Origin of the sequence: Burkholderia sp. WSM2232, assembly GCF_000472545.1 — a bacterium.
GTDB lineage: Bacteria > Pseudomonadota > Gammaproteobacteria > Burkholderiales > Burkholderiaceae > Paraburkholderia.
This window is the reverse complement of the sequence record NZ_AWZV01000026.1, coordinates 61,281-78,598: the sequence shown is the minus strand read 5'-3', so window position 1 is coordinate 78,598 and position 17,318 is coordinate 61,281. Positions and strand designations below refer to the sequence as shown.

General features: G+C 63.9%; 14 protein-coding genes. 5 read left to right on the top strand and 9 right to left on the bottom strand.

Translation table 11 applies throughout. The annotated features are described in order from the left end of the window. Window positions 1-111: 111 nt before the first annotated feature. Window positions 112-1,362 carry a cupin domain-containing protein gene (locus F757_RS0122625; protein WP_027213383.1) on the bottom strand — a complete coding sequence of 417 codons (1,251 nt, stop codon included), beginning with the start codon at window positions 1,360-1,362 and terminating at the stop codon, window positions 112-114. A gap of 32 nt (window positions 1,363-1,394) precedes the next feature. On the opposite strand from F757_RS0122625, the gene F757_RS0122620 reads away from it, so the two are divergent. Continuing rightward, complete coding sequence (locus F757_RS0122620; protein WP_027213382.1) at window positions 1,395-1,940, top strand: FKBP-type peptidyl-prolyl cis-trans isomerase; 546 nt, start codon at window positions 1,395-1,397, stop codon at window positions 1,938-1,940. Between the two features lie 3 nt (window positions 1,941-1,943). Here the strand turns inward: F757_RS0122620 and F757_RS0122615 are convergent, their stop codons facing one another. The 4 genes from F757_RS0122615 to F757_RS0122600 form a co-directional block, all read right to left on the bottom strand. After that, window positions 1,944-3,344, bottom strand: a complete 1,401-nt coding sequence (locus F757_RS0122615) for a hypothetical protein (protein WP_442856654.1) — start codon at window positions 3,342-3,344, stop codon at window positions 1,944-1,946. Next, window positions 3,301-5,979 carry a DNA mismatch repair protein MutS gene (mutS, locus tag F757_RS0122610; RefSeq protein ID WP_027213380.1) on the bottom strand — a complete coding sequence of 893 codons (2,679 nt, stop codon included), beginning with the start codon at window positions 5,977-5,979 and terminating at the stop codon, window positions 3,301-3,303. The genes F757_RS0122615 and mutS overlap by 44 nt, the downstream gene beginning before the upstream one ends. Window positions 5,980-6,114: 135 nt before the next feature. Next, window positions 6,115-7,413, bottom strand: coding sequence for a lysophospholipid transporter LplT (gene lplT / locus F757_RS0122605; RefSeq protein WP_027213379.1), 1,299 nt, complete (start codon window positions 7,411-7,413; stop codon window positions 6,115-6,117). Between the two features lie 462 nt (window positions 7,414-7,875). Further along, entirely contained in the window at window positions 7,876-8,679 is an 804-nt protein-coding gene (locus tag F757_RS0122600; RefSeq protein WP_013338822.1) for an inositol monophosphatase family protein, read from the bottom strand. A 336-nt stretch (window positions 8,680-9,015) separates the two neighbouring features. On the opposite strand from F757_RS0122600, the gene F757_RS0122590 reads away from it, so the two are divergent. Beyond that, window positions 9,016-9,882, top strand: coding sequence for an RNA methyltransferase (locus F757_RS0122590; protein ID WP_027213378.1), 867 nt, complete (start codon window positions 9,016-9,018; stop codon window positions 9,880-9,882). 214 nt (window positions 9,883-10,096) lie between these two features. Continuing rightward, window positions 10,097-11,104, top strand: a complete 1,008-nt coding sequence (gene cysE, locus F757_RS0122585; RefSeq protein WP_027213377.1) for a serine O-acetyltransferase — start codon at window positions 10,097-10,099, stop codon at window positions 11,102-11,104. Window positions 11,105-11,213: 109 nt separating this feature from the next. Here cysE and F757_RS0122575 read toward each other — a convergent pair whose 3' ends face one another. The 4 genes from F757_RS0122575 to F757_RS0122560 form a co-directional block, all read right to left on the bottom strand. Beyond that, the gene (locus F757_RS0122575; protein WP_027213376.1) at window positions 11,214-12,011 is read right to left on the bottom strand and encodes a UDP-2,3-diacylglucosamine diphosphatase; all 798 of its coding nucleotides are present in this window, start codon (window positions 12,009-12,011) and stop codon (window positions 11,214-11,216) included. A 44-nt stretch (window positions 12,012-12,055) separates the two neighbouring features. After that, window positions 12,056-12,550, bottom strand: a complete 495-nt coding sequence (locus F757_RS0122570; RefSeq protein WP_027213375.1) for a peptidylprolyl isomerase — start codon at window positions 12,548-12,550, stop codon at window positions 12,056-12,058. Between the two features lie 167 nt (window positions 12,551-12,717). Next, window positions 12,718-13,302: a peptidylprolyl isomerase gene (locus F757_RS0122565; protein WP_027213374.1), complete on the bottom strand. Its 585-nt coding sequence runs from the start codon at window positions 13,300-13,302 to the stop codon at window positions 12,718-12,720. A 67-nt stretch (window positions 13,303-13,369) separates the two neighbouring features. Further along, entirely contained in the window at window positions 13,370-14,104 is a 735-nt protein-coding gene (locus tag F757_RS0122560) for a tetratricopeptide repeat protein (protein WP_051376844.1), read from the bottom strand. Between the two features lie 613 nt (window positions 14,105-14,717). On the opposite strand from F757_RS0122560, the gene cysS reads away from it, so the two are divergent. Both cysS and F757_RS0122550 read left to right on the top strand, forming a co-directional pair. Further along, window positions 14,718-16,115: a cysteine--tRNA ligase gene (gene cysS / locus F757_RS0122555; protein ID WP_027213372.1), complete on the top strand. Its 1,398-nt coding sequence runs from the start codon at window positions 14,718-14,720 to the stop codon at window positions 16,113-16,115. Window positions 16,116-16,162: 47 nt separating this feature from the next. Next, the gene (locus F757_RS0122550; protein WP_027213371.1) at window positions 16,163-17,260 is read left to right on the top strand and encodes a DNA-3-methyladenine glycosylase family protein; all 1,098 of its coding nucleotides are present in this window, start codon (window positions 16,163-16,165) and stop codon (window positions 17,258-17,260) included. Window positions 17,261-17,318 lie beyond the last annotated feature (58 nt).

The window sequence follows — 17,318 nt, the reverse complement described above, 5'->3', positions numbered from 1 at the left end:
CTTGGGCGGAAATTATATGCACTTTCGCACTGACAATCCATAAATCCGGGGTCAATACGTTGTCTTTCTCATACAAAATTTCAATGTACTGTGTATAACAGACACGCGAGGCTAGGCAAGCTCGCCTATCCGTATCCAGCCCGCACAATACCACTCGTGTAGCCGTGCTGTCACCGACGAATCGCGCGAGAGTGTTACAAAGCGTTTCGCACTCAGGGACCGGTGATCAGCGAGATCAAACAGCCACTTTTTTGCCCCGTCAAATACCGTTTTCTCTCCATTTACGAAGAAAAAGCGACGGTTGTACAACAGGTTAGTCTTGCGGTCCAGCCGCACACCAGATTTCGATGCCTGGCTGATAAAGCGTGCTTCGTTGAGCGGCCTTTGCGGCGGATCGAAGACGACACTCGGCTTGGGTTCGCTGAGGTACGTGCCAAGGAACGACGCAATGTCCTGCTCATTCCACGCAAGTTGAGCAAGGATTGCGCCAACCCGCTCCACGAGCGCTGCGGGCAGCTCGGCCGGGCGGTCGACGGCCGGCTGCTGCGGGTCGCGGTAGAGCGCACCGGTCTGGCCGCTCGCTTCGCCGCGTTCGGCAAGGTAATAGAGGAACTGGGCCGTCAGCTCGCCCGCCGACGCGGCGCGAAAACCAATCGAGCAGGTCATGCATTCGCCTTCGGCCACGCCGTCGTGGGCGATATGCGGCGGCAGGTAGAGCATGTCGCCGGGCTCAAGCACCCACTCTTGTTCTGCCTCAAAGTTCTGTAAAACTTTCAAGGGCATGCCGGGTTGCAGCGTCAGATCTTTCTGCGCGCTGATTCGCCAGCGCCGCTTGCCTTTTACTTGCAAAAGAAACACATCGTAGGAATCAAAGTGCGGCCCGACGCCGCCGCCGTCCGTCGCATAGGAGATCATCAGATCGTCAAGGCGTGCGTCGGGAACAAAGCGGAAGCGGTCGAGCAGGGCGCGCGCGCGGTCGTCGTGCAGGTCGACGCCTTGTACGAGCAGCGTCCACGCGCGCTGCTTCACCGTGGGCAGTTCATCGGGCGCGAACGGGCCGTGCTCCAGTTGCCACCTGTTGCGAAAGTGGGTGATGAGCCGCGATTCCACTTCGTCCTGATCTGCCAGTTCGAACAGTTCGTCGCGCGAAAGCGGCGACTCGACGTTGGGAACGGCCTGGCGAATCAGCAGGGGCTTTTTCTGCCAGTACCGGCGCATGAATTGCGACGGCGTGAGATTGCCGAGTAGCGGCGTTGGCGTGTCGGGCGGAGGCGGGAGAAGCGCGGAAGCCGGCTTTTGAGCCGACGACAAATGGGGTGCCGAAGCTGCTTCGGCCGGGTGGTGAGTGGGCCGCCTGGGCATCGTATAATGTGAGTTGTATTCTGGAGAATCGAATGAAAATCGCAAAGAACACCGTCGTGTCGGTCGCTTACAAGCTGTCGGATGCGCAAGGCAATCTGATTGAAGAGAGCGAAGAGCCGATGGTCTATCTGCACGGCGGCTATGATGGCACGTTCCCCAAGATCGAGGAAGAGCTCGACGGCCACGAGGCCGGCTTCGAGACCCAGATCCAGCTCGAGCCGCAAGACGCGTTCGGCGAGTACGATCCGGAACTCGTGAAGATCGAGCCGCGCAATCGCTTTCCGGAACCGCTCGAAGTCGGCATGCAGTTCGAAGGCACGCCGGAAGAAGGCGACGACGACCTCGATTCGCTCGTCTACGTAGTGACCGACGTGGCCGAAGACAAGGTGGTGCTCGACGGCAACCATCCGCTCGCCGGCATGGCGCTGCGCTTCGCGTTGACGGTGAAAGACGTGCGCCCGGCTACCGAAGACGAGATCCAGCACGAACACGCACATGGCGCGGACGGTCTGGAAGTGCTCGACGAAGAGGACGAGCCGGACGACGAAACCGTCAAGTCAGGGCCCACGCTGCACTGAGTTTCAGGGCGAGCCGGCAGTACCCGAGGCCCCCGGCGCACCGGGCGCTGCTGGCGCGTTCCGCTGCGCGGGCGCAACGGAGGTTGCGGGCCCGTAGCCCCCGCCGCCCTGGTCGGCGGGAATGCGCGGCAACTGTTCGAACTCCTGCGAGTCGGGTTGCGGCTGGCCTGGCGTTTGCAAAAGCGGTGGCAACTCAGAGGCGGGCCCGAGCGACGGCACCGCCGGCATAGAGGCGGCAGGCTCGTCTCTTTGCAATACAGGCGGCGTAGCAGGCATCGGCAATTGGCGCGGCACATCGCGCACGGTCACGCGAAACGGCGGCGTTCTGTCGAAATCCGCCTCTATCTCAATCCACTGGTTATGACGATCACGCGGCGCAAGCGCGATACGCGTGAGGTTCGTCACCCGATTCCCCTTGTCATTGCGTAAGGGCTGGTCGATCACGACGCCGGCGCTCGCGCGCTCGTCGTCGCAATGAATCACGAGCACCGGCCTCTGAAAGCTCTGTGCGAGCTTCACGAGGCTGCGCTTGAACTCGAGAAATCCGTCGCGGCGCGAATTGCGGCCAAAGCGCAACCATGCAAACCGCTCAGGCCGTTCGTAGCGCTCAGGTTCGGGATCGCCCTGAATGAACACGACGATCGCGCGTGCGTCGCGGCGCTTTGCATATTCGCCGGCGTGCTGGAGCCAGAATGCGTTGGCGATCACGCGGTCTTCGAACTCGCCGTTGCGGCCGCCCGCAGTCAGATAGTGATTGTTGGGGCTTGGCGCGTTCAGCGCGACGAACACCGTGTCTCCCATCTGCCAGCGGGCATTCTCGCGATAAGGGCGAAAGCGCGACACCTCGCTTTCGCGCGTCAACGGCATTGGGTTCTGGCCCATTGATTGAGCGTCGCCGAGCAGCGTCTGGCGCAACTGGTCGAGCCGCTCCACCGGATCGAAGCCGCCGGCTTGCGCGCTCGCGCAATCGACCCAGTCATGCTGGCCTGGAATGAAAAAAAGCGCGGGCCGCGAAGTTTCGAGCACGGCGTGCCGCCGTTCGTAGAGCGCGTCGCGACAGGCCTCCTTCGGGCCTTTCAGGTTGCCGTCGTAGACGATGAACGACACACCGCGCTCGCGACTGATCGCGTCGATGAGCCGCTGTGTGGGCGCTTCGTCCGCTGGACTTTGCATCGTGTTCGCGATGACCGCAAAGCGGTAGTGCGGCGCTTGTGCATAAGCCGCCGCGACCGGCCACGAGCACGCCAGGGCGAACACGGAACCGAGCACCGTGCCGCGCGATGCACGGCTAGTTGCTCGCGCAAACGCAACGGCGAGTGCTGCGCGGAATCGGCGCGACCGCTCGGCAAGCGCGCGTGCGTCAATGACCGGCATCCGGCGCAGCGGCCAACTCGTGCAGTTCATACAGCAGTTCGAGCGCTTCACGCGGGCGCAGATCGTTTGGATCGATGCCGCGCAGCCGCTCGACAAGCGCCTGGAGTGCCGGCGCTTCCTGCGCGGCCTGCGGCTCCTCGTCGTAGGCGTCTTCCAGCAGTGCCTGCGGCGGCGCGGCGAACAGATCGAGCTGCGGCGCCGGTTGTCCCGCCGATTGCTGCTCGAGATAAACGAGATGCTTGCGCGCCGAGCGGATCACCGCGTTCGGCACGCCGGCGAGCTGCGCGACCTGCAAACCGTAGCTCTGGCTTGCCGGACCTTCGTTGACCGCATGCAGAAACACAATGCTGCGCCCATGTTCAACCGCTGACAGATGCACGTTGGCCGCTTGGGGAAATTCCGCCGGCAACTGCGTCAGTTCGAAGTAGTGCGTTGCGAAGAGGGTATGGCAACCGTTGTGCGCGAGCAGATGCCGCGCGATGGCCCACGCGAGCGCGAGGCCGTCGAACGTCGAGGTGCCGCGGCCGATTTCGTCCATCAGCACGAGGCTTTGCGGCGTAGCGTCGTTCAGGATCGCGGCCGCTTCGGTCATCTCCACCATGAAGGTCGAACGGCCGCCCGCGAGATCGTCGGCGGCGCCGATGCGCGTGAAAATACGGTCGACCGGGCCGAATGCCGCGCGCCGCGCCGGCACGTAGCTGCCCACGTACGCGAGCAGCGTGATCAGCGCCGTCTGCCGCATGAAGGTCGATTTACCGCCCATGTTCGGGCCGGTGATCAGCAGCAGTTTGCGCTCCGGTGTGAGCGTGCAGTCGTTCGCGGTGAACTGTTCCACCTGGGCTTCGACAACGGGATGCCGGCCCTGCTCGATGTCGATGCCCGCGTCCGGCGAAAAGCGCGGCGCAACCCAGTCGAGCGCGCGAGCACGTTCGGCGAAAGCTGCGAGAAGATCGAGCTCCGCGAGCGCCGAGGCAACGCGCTGGCAGTCCGGAATGAACGGCAACAGCGCCTGCAGCAACGCTTCATAAAGCGAGCGCTCGCGGGCCAGTGCGCGTTCCTGCGCCGACAACGCCTTGTCTTCGAACGTCTTGAGTTCCGGCGTGATGTAGCGCTCGGCATTCTTCAACGTCTGACGGCGGCGATAATCGTCCGGTACCTTGTCGGTCTGGCCGCGCGTGACTTCGATATAGAAGCCGTGCACCTTGTTGTATTCGACGCGCAGGTTGCCGATGCCTGTGCGTGCGCGCTCGCGCGTTTCCAGATCGATCAGGAACTGTCCGCAGTTCTCCGAAATATCCCTGAGTTCGTCCAGCTCCGCATCGTAGCCGCGGGCGATCACGCCGCCGTCGCGCACCATGGCGGCGGGTTCGGGCGCGATGGCCCGCACGAGCAGCTCGACACATGCTTGCGGAGGCTCGAGCGACGTGTCGATGCGCGCCAGCGACTGCGCATTCGACGTGACGGCAGCCAGCTTTGCGCGCAGTTCCGGCAACGCGATAAAGGTATCGCGCAAGCTCGACAGATCGCGAGGGCGCGCCGACAGCAGCGCGAGACGGCCAGTGATCCGCTCGATATCCGAGATATGGCGCAGCGCGCCGCGCAGCGCGTCGACGTCCGCGCCGGCGGGCGCCTCGAGCAGCGCGCCGATAGCCTGCTGGCGCGATTGGGCATGCACCGGATCGCGCGGCGGATGATGCAGCCAGTGACGCAGCAAGCGGCTGCCCATGGTCGTGCAACAGGTGTCGAGCAACGAGCACAGCGTGGGCGATTCGGTGCCGCGCAGCGTTTGTGTGATTTCGAGGTTGCGCCGCGTGGCGGGGTCGAGGCCGATATATTCGGATTCGTGCTCGACCTTCAGGCTGCGCACATGCCGCAGTTGCTGGCCTTGCGTGGCCGCAGCGTACAGCAGCAGCGCGCCCGCCGCGCCGCACGCGCAGGTGAGCGAATGGGCGCCGAAGCCGTCGAGCCCGGCCACTTCCAATTGGTCGCACAGACGCTGCGTACCCGAGGCGACGTCGAAATGCCACGCCGGCACGCGGGTCAACGCGCGATTGCCCGTGGGCGGCGCAGAGCCGGCGGTGTCGGCGTCGGTATCGGCAACCAGAATTTCCGCCGGGCCGATCCGTTCGAGCGCGGCGGCCACCTGGTCTGGTGCGACTTCGGCGAGCCGCAACGCGCCGCTCGCGAGATTCAGCCAGGCGAGCCCGACGCTCGTCGCGACGCCGCGGCGATTGTGCGCAACGCACATCGCCATGAGGAAAACGTCGTTCTTGTCGGACAGCAGTGCGGCGTCCGTGAGCGTGCCCGGCGTGACGACGCGCACCACCTTGCGCTCCACGGGACCCTTCGACGTGGCCGGATCGCCGATCTGCTCGCAAATGGCCACTGACTCGCCGAGCTTCACCAGCTTCGCCAGATACTGTTCGACCGCGTGATGCGGCACGCCCGCCATCTTGATAGGATTGCCCGCCGACGCGCCGCGCTGCGTGAGCGTGAGATCGAGCAGGCGCGCGGCTTTTTCCGCGTCGTCGAAGAAGAGTTCGTAGAAGTCGCCCATCCGGTAAAACACCAGCGTGCCCGGGTGCTCCGCCTTGATGCGCAGATATTGCTGCATCATCGGCGTGTGTTGTGCGACGTCGCTGGCCGCTGCGGTTTGAGTGCCCATCCTCGGTGTCTTTCTGCTTTAGCTGTACAGGGCGTGAGTTTAACCCGCCGGCGAGGCGAGCGGACCCTGGCCGGATGGCCAAAGCGCGCCGCTATGGTGTGTGGCTCGGCCACGCGCGCTCCGCTCCCGCCGCCATTACTCTTCCAGAAGCACATGCATATTGGCCGTGCGTTCGTTCGCCGCGCTGCGCCGTTTTGCGAGCCACATCATGAACGTGATGAAAACGCCGAACACGACGATGATCCACTGCGCCGGCATCTTCGCCGTCAGCAACAGCGCGTACACGCCGAGCATCAGCAGCACGGCGAGATTCTGATTGAAGTTCTGCACCGCGATAGAATGTCCCGCGGACAGCAACGTCGCGCCGCGATGCTGGAGAATCGCATTCATCGGCACGATGAAGAAACCGGACAACCCGCCAAGCAGGATCATCAGCGGATAGGCGAACACGATATACAGCGGCGCCACGTACGAACCTATGTGTATGCCCGCGTCCGCGGGAAAAAGGTTCTTGTTGTAGAAGGCCATCGCAATGGCCACCGCGCCGGTGACAATGCCGACCGGCAGCACGCGAAGCGAGCGGCGCAGCGGAATGAGCGCAGCGGCCGCGGCCGCGCCGACGGCAATACCGAGGCCCGTCACGCCCTGCATCACGGCCGCCTTCGAAAGCGACAAGCCGAGGTTCACGTTGGCCCATTTCAGCACCAGCAATTGCAACGTCACGGCGCCGCCCCACATGAGCGTCGTGACCCACAACGCGATTTGCGCGAGCTTGTCGGCCCACAGCACGTTAAAGCAGTGATAGAAGTCGCCGACGAGCTTCGTCGGTTCCGAGAGCCGGTTCGGGTAGCGCGCGCCGGTGTCGGGAATGAAGACGTTGATAGCGGCCGCGATCGCGTAGGTGAGCATGACCGCGAACATCGCAAGATCGGCCGATGAACGGATCAGCGGCAGATGCGCATGGGCGACGAATCTGTCGGCGAACGTGCTGATTAGCGCGCCGCCCACCATCGTGCCGACGATAGTCGACAGCACGGTGGCCGACTCGAGCCACGCGTTGGCCTTGACGAGTTTTTCGGCGGGCAGCAGCTCGGTGAGAATCCCGTACTTCGCCGGGGAATAGGCGGCGGCGCCGAAGCCCACCACGCCGTAGGCGATCATCGGATGCACGCCTGCGATCATCATCATGCAGCCGCTTGCCTTCAGCGCATTGGAGATGAACATGACGTGGCGCTTTTGCAGAGCGTCCGCGAACGCGCCGACAAAGGGTGCAAGCAGCACGTATGAAATGGTGAAGAAGATCTGCAGCAGCGGCGTGACCCACGCGGCGGAACGGATCACGGACAACAACGCAATGGCGGCGATCAGCAGGGCATTGTCCGCCAGCGACGAGATGAACTGCGCCGCGATAATTGTGTAGAAGCCTTTTTTCATGAAGCGGATGGGAAGCTGCGCGCAAGACGAGGCGCGAAGAACGCACGCATGCGATTGCTGGGGCGGCTCACGCGGAACGCTCGGCGCAGCGTTTGAGCAAGCTCGATAGCAGCGCTTTGCAAAGCATGCAGGATCGCCTGGCGGAGCCTGCAGGTATGCGCAGCAAAGCCCGCAGCAAGCGCTCGCCCTAGCTCCTACAAAGCGCATACGGAGCGCAGGTGGCGCTCACCAGCCCGCACAGGCAGGCGCGCAGCATGGAACGCGAAATGCAACCGGCGAAGACATCATGCCGGCGCGGCTCCACGCTTTGTAGCACGAATGTCCGCACGATGCAGGCGAGCCAGCAAAAAAGCGGCCGAAGCCGCTCGTGTCGAGTATGCGCCGTGCCCGGCGATTCGCGGCGACCCGCGGCGCTCACAGTGCTCACGGCGCTCGCGCTGCACGCGGCGCCGTCGCGTACGTTCAAGCCGCTTGCTGACGCGTGCGGCTGTAGCGCGAAAGGATCGGCACCATTTGCGCATAAATCTTCGGATTGCCGGCGACAACCTCGCCCACGTGCAGGAAGTCCGAGTCGCCGGTGTAGTTGCCCACGAGTCCGCCCGCTTCGGTAATCAGCAGGCTGCCTGCTGCGACGTCCCACGGATTCAGGCCCTGCTCGAAGAAGCCGTCCATGCGGCCCGCGGCCACGTTGGCCAGATCCAGCGCGGCTGCGCCGGGACGGCGCAGGCCGGCGCACGCTTGCGTCATTTCGGCAAACTGGCGGCCGTATGCTTCGAGGCCGTCCGTTTCGCGGAACGGAAAGCCGGTGCCGATCAGGCCGTCGGCAAGACGGTCGCGCTTGGCGACGCGAATGCGGCGGTCGTTCAGGAAAGCGCCGCGGCCGCGCGAAGCCGTAAACAGGTCATTGCGAGTCGGGTCGTACACCACGGCCTGCGTCACGATACCTTTGTGAGCGAGCGCGATCGACACGCAGTAGTACGGAAAGCCGTGAATGAAGTTGGTCGTGCCGTCGAGCGGGTCGATGATCCACTGGTATTCGGACTCGTTGTCCGACTGGCCGGATTCTTCCGCGAGGATCGCGTGGTCGGGATAGGCGGTCTTCAGCGTGTCGATGATGGCCGCTTCAGACGCCTTGTCGATCTCCGTGACGAAATCGTTGTGCTGCTTCTTGCTGACCTGGATCAGGTCGAGGTCGAGCGAAGCGCGGTTGATGATCTGGGCTGCGCGGCGCGCGGCCTTTACAGCGATATTGAGCATGGGATGCATGGACGGATCCTTGTGCCGGGGCAGCACGGCTGCTTGCCGGTAAATGAGCGCTAACAGGCGCCCTCGATGAGGCGCGGAAACAGCACGGAAAGCTTGCCCGGTACGGGACCGGCGCGCATTCCGCCAACGGAGACGAATTGAATAAGAACGAAGCGCCCGGCTTTGCCTGACTGCATGCACTCGTGAGAGTTGACTCAGGGTGCAGCGCAGTGTGGTGTAGGCCGGACGCGAATTTGCGTATTTTACCTGAGTCGGCGGCTCGCGGCAGCGCTCGCATCGGGTAGGGCGGTCGGGTTGGCGCTACCATACGCGTTCTCCGACTAGCAGAACCTCATCGTGGACCACACCCACCATTCTTCCGATCCCGCCGTGGCCGATTTGCGCGGCGGCTTCACATCGACACGCTTCGTACTCGTCGAGCCGAGCCATCCAGGTAACGTCGGCGCTGCGGCGCGCGCGCTCAAGACCATGGGTTTTTCGCGGCTCGTGCTGGTTTCGCCGCGCGTGGCGAACGTGCAGGGCGACCCGGAAGCCATTGCAATGGCGAGCGGCGCGGACGACGTGCTCGCCTGCGCCCACATCGTGCCGACGCTGGCCGACGCGCTCTCAGGCGTGCACTGGTCAGTCGCGCTGACCGCGCGGCAGCGCGAATACGGCCCGCCGCAATGGACGCCGCGCGCGGCCGCCAGTCTCGCGCGCGACGAAGCCCTGCACGGCGAGATCGCGCTTGTGTTCGGCAACGAGCGCACGGGTTTGTCGAACGAAGATGTCGAGCGCTGTAGCGCGCTCGCGCATATTCCGGCCAATCCCGCCTACAGTTCGCTGAATCTCGCCCAGGCGGTGCAGGTGCTCGCCTATGAGTTGCGCATGATCTATCTGACGAGCGGCGCAGAGGCCGACGCCAACGCCAACGCAGCGTCAGGCCGTGCGCCGCACACGGCGGGCGCGGTGCCCGCAGGCTCCGCCACTGAACCGGCAGGGCCGCGCGCCGCGAGCGACGACATCGAAAGCATGTTCGCGCATCTCGAGAGCGCGCTCGTTGCGCTCGAGTTTCTCGATCCCGCTAACCCGAAGAAGCTGATGTCGCGCCTGCGGCGGCTTTTCGCCCGTTCGGGCCTCGAGCGTGAGGAGGTGAACATCGTGCGCGGCATCGCCAAGCACATCCTGCTCGCGACCAGCCGCAAAGACGACGGCGCGCGCTAACGCGCCCCGCTAGGCAGTCCGACAGCGAGCTGGCGGACGCCGACTAACACGACGACCTTTTGCGCTACATGGACTTCCGGCAGGTTTTAGGGAACCGTCCTACAATCCTCGAAACGTTCTAAGCAAAGCTGCCGACCTGCTATACGGCAGCCCTGCACGCGCGCATGCCGTCGTCCGCATGCGGCCTTTTTCCCCACAACACATCGTCCCTGCCATGTTCACGAGACTTCGCGAAGACATTGCCACGATCCGCGAGCGCGATCCCGCCGCTCGCAGTGCCTGGGAAGTGCTCACGTGTTATCCGGGCCTGCATGCGCTGGTGCTGCACAGGTTCGCGCATGCATGCTGGCAGGCGCGGCGCCGCTGGCTCGCGCGGTTCATTTCGCAGATGGCGCGCTTCATGACCGGCATCGAAATTCATCCGGGCGCGACGCTCGGGCGGCGCGTGTTCATCGATCACGGAATGGGTGTCGTGATTGGCGAGACCGCGCAGATCGGCGACGATTGCACGATCTACCAGGGCGTGACGCTTGGCGGCACGTCGCTCACGCGCGGCGCGAAGCGGCACCCGACGCTCGAGCGCGGCGTGATCGTCGGCGCGGGCGCAAAGGTGCTCGGCGGTTTCACGATCGGCGCGGATGCGAAGATCGGCTCCAATGCCGTGGTGACGAAGCCTGTGCCGGCCGGCGGCACGGCGGTCGGCAATCCCGCGCGGATCATCGTGCCTGCGGCGGCCTCCGGTGTCGGTTCGGCTGCCGGTGCCGGAGCCGCTTTGGCTTCGGCGTCAGGAGCCGCGTCACGGGCCGCGCCGGGCTCCGTGGCGGCTGCTGCGGCGGTTTCGGCTGCCACGGTCGTGGCAAAAGCCGCAGCGGTTGCCAATGGCCGCGCGAGCGCAGCGTCCGAGGGCGCTGCGGTGGAATGCCCGTCGTCCACTGGCGAAACGCGCGAGAGTGAGGGCGGCAAGGCCGCAAGCGAGCGGCGCAGCACGTTCTGCGCATACGGCATTACACCAAATGCGGACGACCCTGTGTCGCTGGCTATCCACGGGCTGATCGATCATGCGGCGACGCAAGCAAAGCGCATCGACGAGATCGTGATGGCACTCGAGCATCTGGGCACGAGTCTCGAGGGACTGCAAGGCGCCGACGCAGCGCTGCTCGATTTGCGGCGTCTGTCCGCGGCGATCGCGGGCAAGGTGGACGGGGCCGTGACGGCGCGTTGAATGCATGAAGCGGGCGCATTGCCGCGTGCGATGAAGGCGCGTGGCACACCGTCGCGGCAGATCACATCGGAGCGCCTCGACGCTGAATGATGCTTAGCGAGCATCCCGCTCAATCGAGCGGCAACGCCCTGATCCCTTCAGCGTCGATACGCAGGTAGCCGCCGCGCCGTTCGCCGTGATCGAGGTCCCAGTCGGGCAGCACCCAGCGTATGCCGCCGGGTTCCCGATGACGCGCGGGGCGGTGTGTGTGCCCGTGAATTATCGTGGCCGCTTTCGACCACTTGAACAAAGCTGCGACGCCTTTGGGCGTCACGTCGTACTTCAGCGAAACAGGACGCATTCGGCCGTCCTCGCTCTTTGCCCGCATGTTCTCCGCGAGCGCCTGACGCCACGAAAGCGGCGAAGCGAGAAACAGCAACTGCGCAAGACGAATGCGCGCGAATCGGCGGAATAGCTGATAACCGCGATCGGCGGTGCACAGGCGGTCGCCGTGTGCGAGCGCGACCCGCGTACCGAATGCGGTAATCACAATCGGGTCGGGCAGCCAGATCGCGCCGGCCGCTTTCATAAAGCGCTTGCCCAGCAAAAAATCCCGGTTGCCGTGCATGATGTAAAGCGCAATGCCGCGCTCGGTGAGCGTATGCAGCAGCGCGGCCATACGCGCTGCGAACGGCTCGGCCAGCATGTCGTCGCCAATCCAGTACTCGAACAGGTCGCCGAGAATGAAAACGGAGTCGGCCTGGTCTGCGGTGACGCGAATGAAGTGTTCGAACGCGGCGACCGTGCGCGGGATCGCCTCGCTCAAATGAATGTCGGAGAGGAACAAAAACGGGCGTGCGGCGTGCGGGCGTTGGCCCTCGCCAGGCACGCCCGCAGCGACGCTTCGCAGCGGCGTTTCTTGCAGCATTGAAGGTGCCTGTCTTTCAGCTTTTAGTGAAGGCGCGTGCGCGATCAGTCGACGATCACGGCTTTTTCGATCACGACGTCGTCAACCGGCACGTCCTGATGGAAGCCCTTCGAACCCGTTTTGACCTTCTTGATCTTCTCGACGATGTCCATGCCTTCGACGACCTTGCCGAACACCGCATAGCCCCAGCCTTGCGGCGTGGGCGACGAGTGGTTCAGGAAGTCGTTGTCGTTCACGTTGATGAAGAACTGCGCCGTCGCCGAATGCGGGTCGTTGGTGCGCGCCATCGCGATGGAGCCGTTCACGTTCTTCAGACCGTTGTTCGCTTCGTTGTTGATCGGCTCGGCCGTCGGCTTCTGCTTCATGCCGGGCTCAAAGCCGCCGCCCTGAATCATGAAGCCGTCGATCACGCGGTGAAACACCGTGTTGTCGTAATAGCCGGCCTTCACGTAGTTGAGGAAGTTCTCAACCGACTTCGGTGCCTTCTCGGCGTCCAGTTCGAGTTTGATGACGCCGTGATTCGTATGCAGTTCAACCATGATGGAATCCTTTGATGAACGGGTGGGTGGAGAGAACGCGGCACGCCGTCGTGCGCTGATGGAACGTTCCGCGCACTGTCATGCGGGTGACGGCGGCCGCGCGGGGGCGTGAGTGTGACGCTTCTACGCTTGCGTTACCTGTTCCTTTCTTGTTCTCGACCTGTGCTTCACTTGCTGCCGACCACGCTAGCCGATTCGATCACGATCGGCTTTTGCGGCACGTCGCCCATCGGTCCGCGCGTGGTGGTCGGCGCAGCTTCGATCTTCTTGACGACGTCCATGCCGCTCGTGACCTTGCCGAACACCGCGTAGCCGTTGCCGTCCGGATTCGGATAGTCGAGGCCCGCGTTGTCCACGGTGTTGATGAAGAATTGCGCGGTGGCCGAGTTCGGGTCACTCGTGCGTGCCATCGCGAGCGTACCCACGCTGTTCTTCAGACCGTTGCGGCTTTCGAGCGGAATCGGCGCGCGCGTGGGCTTCTCGGCGAAGCTCTGCGTGTAGCCGCCGCCCTGAATCATGAAGCCGCGAATCACGCGATGAAAGATCGTGCCGCTGTACTGCCCAGACTTCACGTAGTCGAGAAAGTTCGCAACCGTCCTGGGCGCTTTCTCAGGATACAGCTCGACGCGAATATCGCCTTCCGACGTCTTGAGGAGGACGGACGGATGCGCGGCTTGCGAACCGGACTGGGCGAACGCGGGAGCGTTCGCGATCAGGGCGGCGCTGCCGAGCGCCAACATCAACCATTTCATGAAAATCCTCAGGGTTGGAAAAAACGTATGACAGCAACAGGGCGGCGTCAGTGGCCGCGTTACCGCGTTATTGCGAGGGCGCCATGTAAGGCGGCATGGCGAGCGAGCCGTTTGCGCCGCCGTACTGGAAGCTCGGCGTTTGCGTCATGTTGGCGGTCGTGCCGGGCGTGTAGTTTTCGGGTGCGGCAGCGGCCCGTTTAGGCGCCTTGCCCGGCTTGGGCGGTGCCACGATCTTCTGGATGTCGGCAATCCGCTGCGTGGTCGCCGCGCTCGTCTTGCCGAGGCTCTGCGCGCGCCGGTAGGCTTCGTTGGCCATGCGCAGATAGAGATCGCCCAGATTCTCGTAAGCGAGACCGTAGCCGGGGTTGACCTTGGTTGCGGTTTCGAGCGCGGCACGCGCTTCGACATAGCGGCCATGTTTCGCGTACAGCGCGGCCAGATTGTTGTACGGCTCCGGCAACTCCGGATACAGCTGCGTGAGTTCGGTGAACGCGCTGATCGCTTCGTCGTCGCGGTTCAGATGCGCAAGCACGGTAGCGCGTTTAAACTTTGCCTGGGCGTCGCGCGGATTCGACGCGATGCGCGCATCGAGCTGCGTCAAGGACGCTTGCCAGTCTTTCTGTGCAATGGACGCGTCGATTTCCGGCGTGTTGTCGCGCACCGCAGGGCCTTGTGGCATGGTGGGCGTTTTTTGCGCAAAGGCAGCGGCGCCTGGCAGCATGCCGAGCGCGAGCGCCATGGCGACGGCGCGCACAAGCCTGCGCGCAATGGTGCTGCGCGCGCCTTGCGTGAAGCCGTGCATCGAGCCGCCCGCTGAGGCATTGAAGCGGGCGTCGGATGAAGCAACAGCGGAGGCAACAGCAGAGGCAACAGCGGAGGCAACAGCAGAGGCAGCAGGCGAGGCACCGGACGGTGCACGATTCGATGCGCCGGACGAGGCATCGCGCGAGGCTCGATTCAACGCACCCGCAAGTGCGCCTGACAGTGCACCTGTGGAGGCGCCTTTGGATGCACCTGAGGGGGCTCCGGAGGGGGCGCCGGCGGGGCCACCAAACGCCGTCGCGGCGAGGGTCGCAGCGCTGCGCGCGCGGCCGCTGGAAGGTTTCATAGGCTCGGGTCTGGATGTTATACTCCGAGCCATTCTAACAAAAGGTCTGCGCGTTCCGTCGAACCGCCGGCTGTCTTTTCGCCACTCGTGGTCGTCTCCGCCGTGATTGCAGTCTGACCGCCGCACGAGGTGCATCGGTTCGCTGCTGTGCGTGTTTCAACAGTCGCTGTTGTGCGTGTGTCGACTGCCGGGCAATATTCTGTACAAAGCCCGGCCGAGTCAGCCAACAGTACGTCTGCGCCTTCCGGTTCAGAAGGCGGCACGCATGAAATATGGCGGATTTCTTTCGGCCCACGCACCGTTCTCTATGGAATCACTGCGCATCTACAACACGCTCGCGCGTGACAAGCAAATCTTCGTGCCCCTCCAACCCGGCGTCGTGCGGATGTACGTGTGCGGGATGACCGTGTACGACTATTGTCACGTCGGTCATGCGCGTGTCATGGTCGTGTTCGACATCGTGCAGCGGTGGCTGCGCGCGCTCGGCTATCAGGTGACGTACGTGCGCAATATCACGGACATCGAAGACAAGATCATCCGTCGCGCTGTCGAAAACGGCGAGACTATCAAGTCGCTGACCGACCGCTTCATCCATGCCTTGCATGAAGACGCGGACGCGCTCGGCATCGCGCGGCCCGACCTCGAGCCACGCGCGACCGACTTCATCCCGCAGATGCTCGGCATGATCGAGAAGCTCGAGGCGAACGGCTACGCGTATCAGGCCAAAGACGGCGACGTGAACTACTCGGTGCGCAAGTTCGCAGGCTACGGCAAGCTCTCCGGCAAATCGCTCGAAGACCTGCGCGCGGGCGAGCGCGTCGCCGCGAACGACGCAAAAGAAGACCCGCTCGACTTCGTGCTGTGGAAGCAGTCGAAAGCCGACGAACCGGCCGACACCGGCTGGGACTCGAAGTACGGGCGCGGCCGTCCTGGTTGGCATATCGAATGCTCGGCAATGGGCTGCACGTTGCTCGGCGAACATTTCGACATTCATGGCGGCGGCCAGGATCTGCAGTTTCCGCACCACGAAAACGAAATCGCGCAAAGCGAAGCTGCGACGGGTCAACCGTTCGTGAATTACTGGATGCACAACGGCTACGTGCAGATCGACAATGAGAAGATGTCGAAGTCGTTGAATAATTTCTTTACGATTCGCGAGGTATTGGCGCAGTACGATGCCGAGGTCGTGCGATTTTTCATCGCACGCGCGCATTACCGTTCGCCGCTGAACTATAGCGACGTGCATATCGACGACGCCCGCAACGCACTGGGCCGCCTCTATACGGCGCTCAAGGACGTGACGCCGGACGGCGCCGCGCTCGACTGGAACGAAGCGCATGCGCAGCGATTCCAGGCAGCCATGAATGACGACTTCAACACGCCGGTTGCGGTCTCGGTGTTGTTCGAGTTGGCAACAGAAGTGAACCGCACGCGCGACCCCGCGCTGGCCCGTCAATTGCGCTCGCTGGGTGCAGTGCTCGGGCTGCTCGGGCGCGAGCCGCGTGCATACCTGCAGCAGGCAGCGGGCGCCGCGGTACAAGGCGCTCTCGAGCCCGCCGCGATCGAAGCGAAGATCGCCGAGCGTGTGGCCGCGAAGCAGGCGAAGGACTATGCGGCAGCAGACCGGATCCGGGCCGAATTGCTCGAGGCCGGCGTTGCACTTGAAGACAAACCCGGCGGGTTGACCGAGTGGCGGCGCGTGTGAGCGCACCTCGTACTTCCCTCTGAACGACTCGCCAGGCAGGAGGCAGGATGGCAACGGCCACGAAGACGCCGGCTAAACGAGCCACGTCTCAAACAAACGCGGCAGCCGCGGCAAAGTCGACCCGAACGTCGGCGCGTCAGGCAAGCGGCGCGGTGAAGGCAGCATCGTCGAAAGGCGTGGGAGCGGGCACGAAGAACGCGGCTGGCGCGGCGAAGAAAGCCGCCGCCAAGCGCGTGCTCAATGGCGCATCCGCACCTACGTCTCACGCCGCTGCGAAGCGCGCAAAGACATCGTCTGTGAAGACCTCGCGCGGCAAGGGCACGAGTGGCATCGGCGGCAATGGTGCATTGCCTGCGGAACTCGCGGGCGACGTGCAAGAACTCGCGCGTGTCCCGAAGACGCAAGGTGGCCAGGAAGCCGAGATCGTGCGCAAGACGCGCGCGTCGTCATCTGCGGCGGGCGGCGAGACGGCGAGCGTAAGCGAGGTCGCCGTGCCGGTGCAGATCGGCGGCCTGACGCCTGAAGCAACGCGCCCGGATTACTGGGACAAGGCGTGCGCCGACCTCGTCAAGCGCGACCGCATTTTGAAAAAGCTGATTCCGAAGTTCGGCCCCGTGCATCTGCTAAGCCGCGGCGATCCGTTCGTCACGCTCGCGCGTTCGGTGGTCGGCCAGCAGATTTCGGTGGCGTCCGCGCAGGCCGTGTGGGCGAAAGTCGCGGCTGCCTGTCCAAAGCTCGTGCCGCAGCAGTTCATCAAGCTGGGTCAGGAAAAGCTGACGGCGTGCGGTTTGTCCAGACGCAAGGCGGAGTATGTGCTCGACCTCGCGCAGCATTTCGTTTCAGGCGCGTTGCACGTAGGCAAATGGCGCTCGATGGAAGACGAGGCGGTGATTGCCGAACTCACGCAGATTCGCGGCATCGGCCGCTGGACCGCGGAGATGTTCCTCATCTTCAACCTCTCGCGTCCCGACGTGCTGCCGCTCGACGACCTCGGTCTGATCCGCGCCATCAGCGTCAATTACTTCAGCGGCGAGCCGGTCACGCGCAGCGAAGCGCGCGAGGTCGCTGCGAACTGGGAGCCGTGGCGCACGGTCGCCACCTGGTATATGTGGCGTAGCCTTGACCCGTTGCCGGTCGACTACTGACAGAACAAAGAGGCATGCCGCTTTTGAAACTATCAACTGTTCAATATTGATAGTTGAG

Excerpts from the sequence above, each read along its gene's own strand:
- F757_RS0122625 (WP_027213383.1), bottom strand. The coding sequence starts at position 1,362 with ATGCCCAGGCGGCCCACTCACCACCCGGCCGAAGCAGCTTCGGCACCC.
- F757_RS0122620 (WP_027213382.1), top strand. The coding sequence starts at position 1,395 with ATGAAAATCGCAAAGAACACCGTCGTGTCGGTCGCTTACAAGCTGTCG.
- F757_RS0122615 (WP_442856654.1), bottom strand. The coding sequence starts at position 3,344 with ATGAACTGCACGAGTTGGCCGCTGCGCCGGATGCCGGTCATTGACGCA.
- mutS (WP_027213380.1), bottom strand. The coding sequence starts at position 5,979 with ATGGGCACTCAAACCGCAGCGGCCAGCGACGTCGCACAACACACGCCG.
- lplT (WP_027213379.1), bottom strand. The coding sequence starts at position 7,413 with ATGAAAAAAGGCTTCTACACAATTATCGCGGCGCAGTTCATCTCGTCG.
- F757_RS0122600 (WP_013338822.1), bottom strand. The coding sequence starts at position 8,679 with ATGCATCCCATGCTCAATATCGCTGTAAAGGCCGCGCGCCGCGCAGCC.
- cysE (WP_027213377.1), top strand. The coding sequence starts at position 10,097 with ATGTTCACGAGACTTCGCGAAGACATTGCCACGATCCGCGAGCGCGAT.
- F757_RS0122575 (WP_027213376.1), bottom strand. The coding sequence starts at position 12,011 with ATGCTGCAAGAAACGCCGCTGCGAAGCGTCGCTGCGGGCGTGCCTGGC.
- F757_RS0122570 (WP_027213375.1), bottom strand. The coding sequence starts at position 12,550 with ATGGTTGAACTGCATACGAATCACGGCGTCATCAAACTCGAACTGGAC.
- F757_RS0122565 (WP_027213374.1), bottom strand. The coding sequence starts at position 13,302 with ATGAAATGGTTGATGTTGGCGCTCGGCAGCGCCGCCCTGATCGCGAAC.
- F757_RS0122560 (WP_051376844.1), bottom strand. The coding sequence starts at position 14,104 with ATGCACGGCTTCACGCAAGGCGCGCGCAGCACCATTGCGCGCAGGCTT.
- cysS (WP_027213372.1), top strand. The coding sequence starts at position 14,718 with ATGGAATCACTGCGCATCTACAACACGCTCGCGCGTGACAAGCAAATC.
- F757_RS0122550 (WP_027213371.1), top strand. The coding sequence starts at position 16,163 with ATGGCAACGGCCACGAAGACGCCGGCTAAACGAGCCACGTCTCAAACA.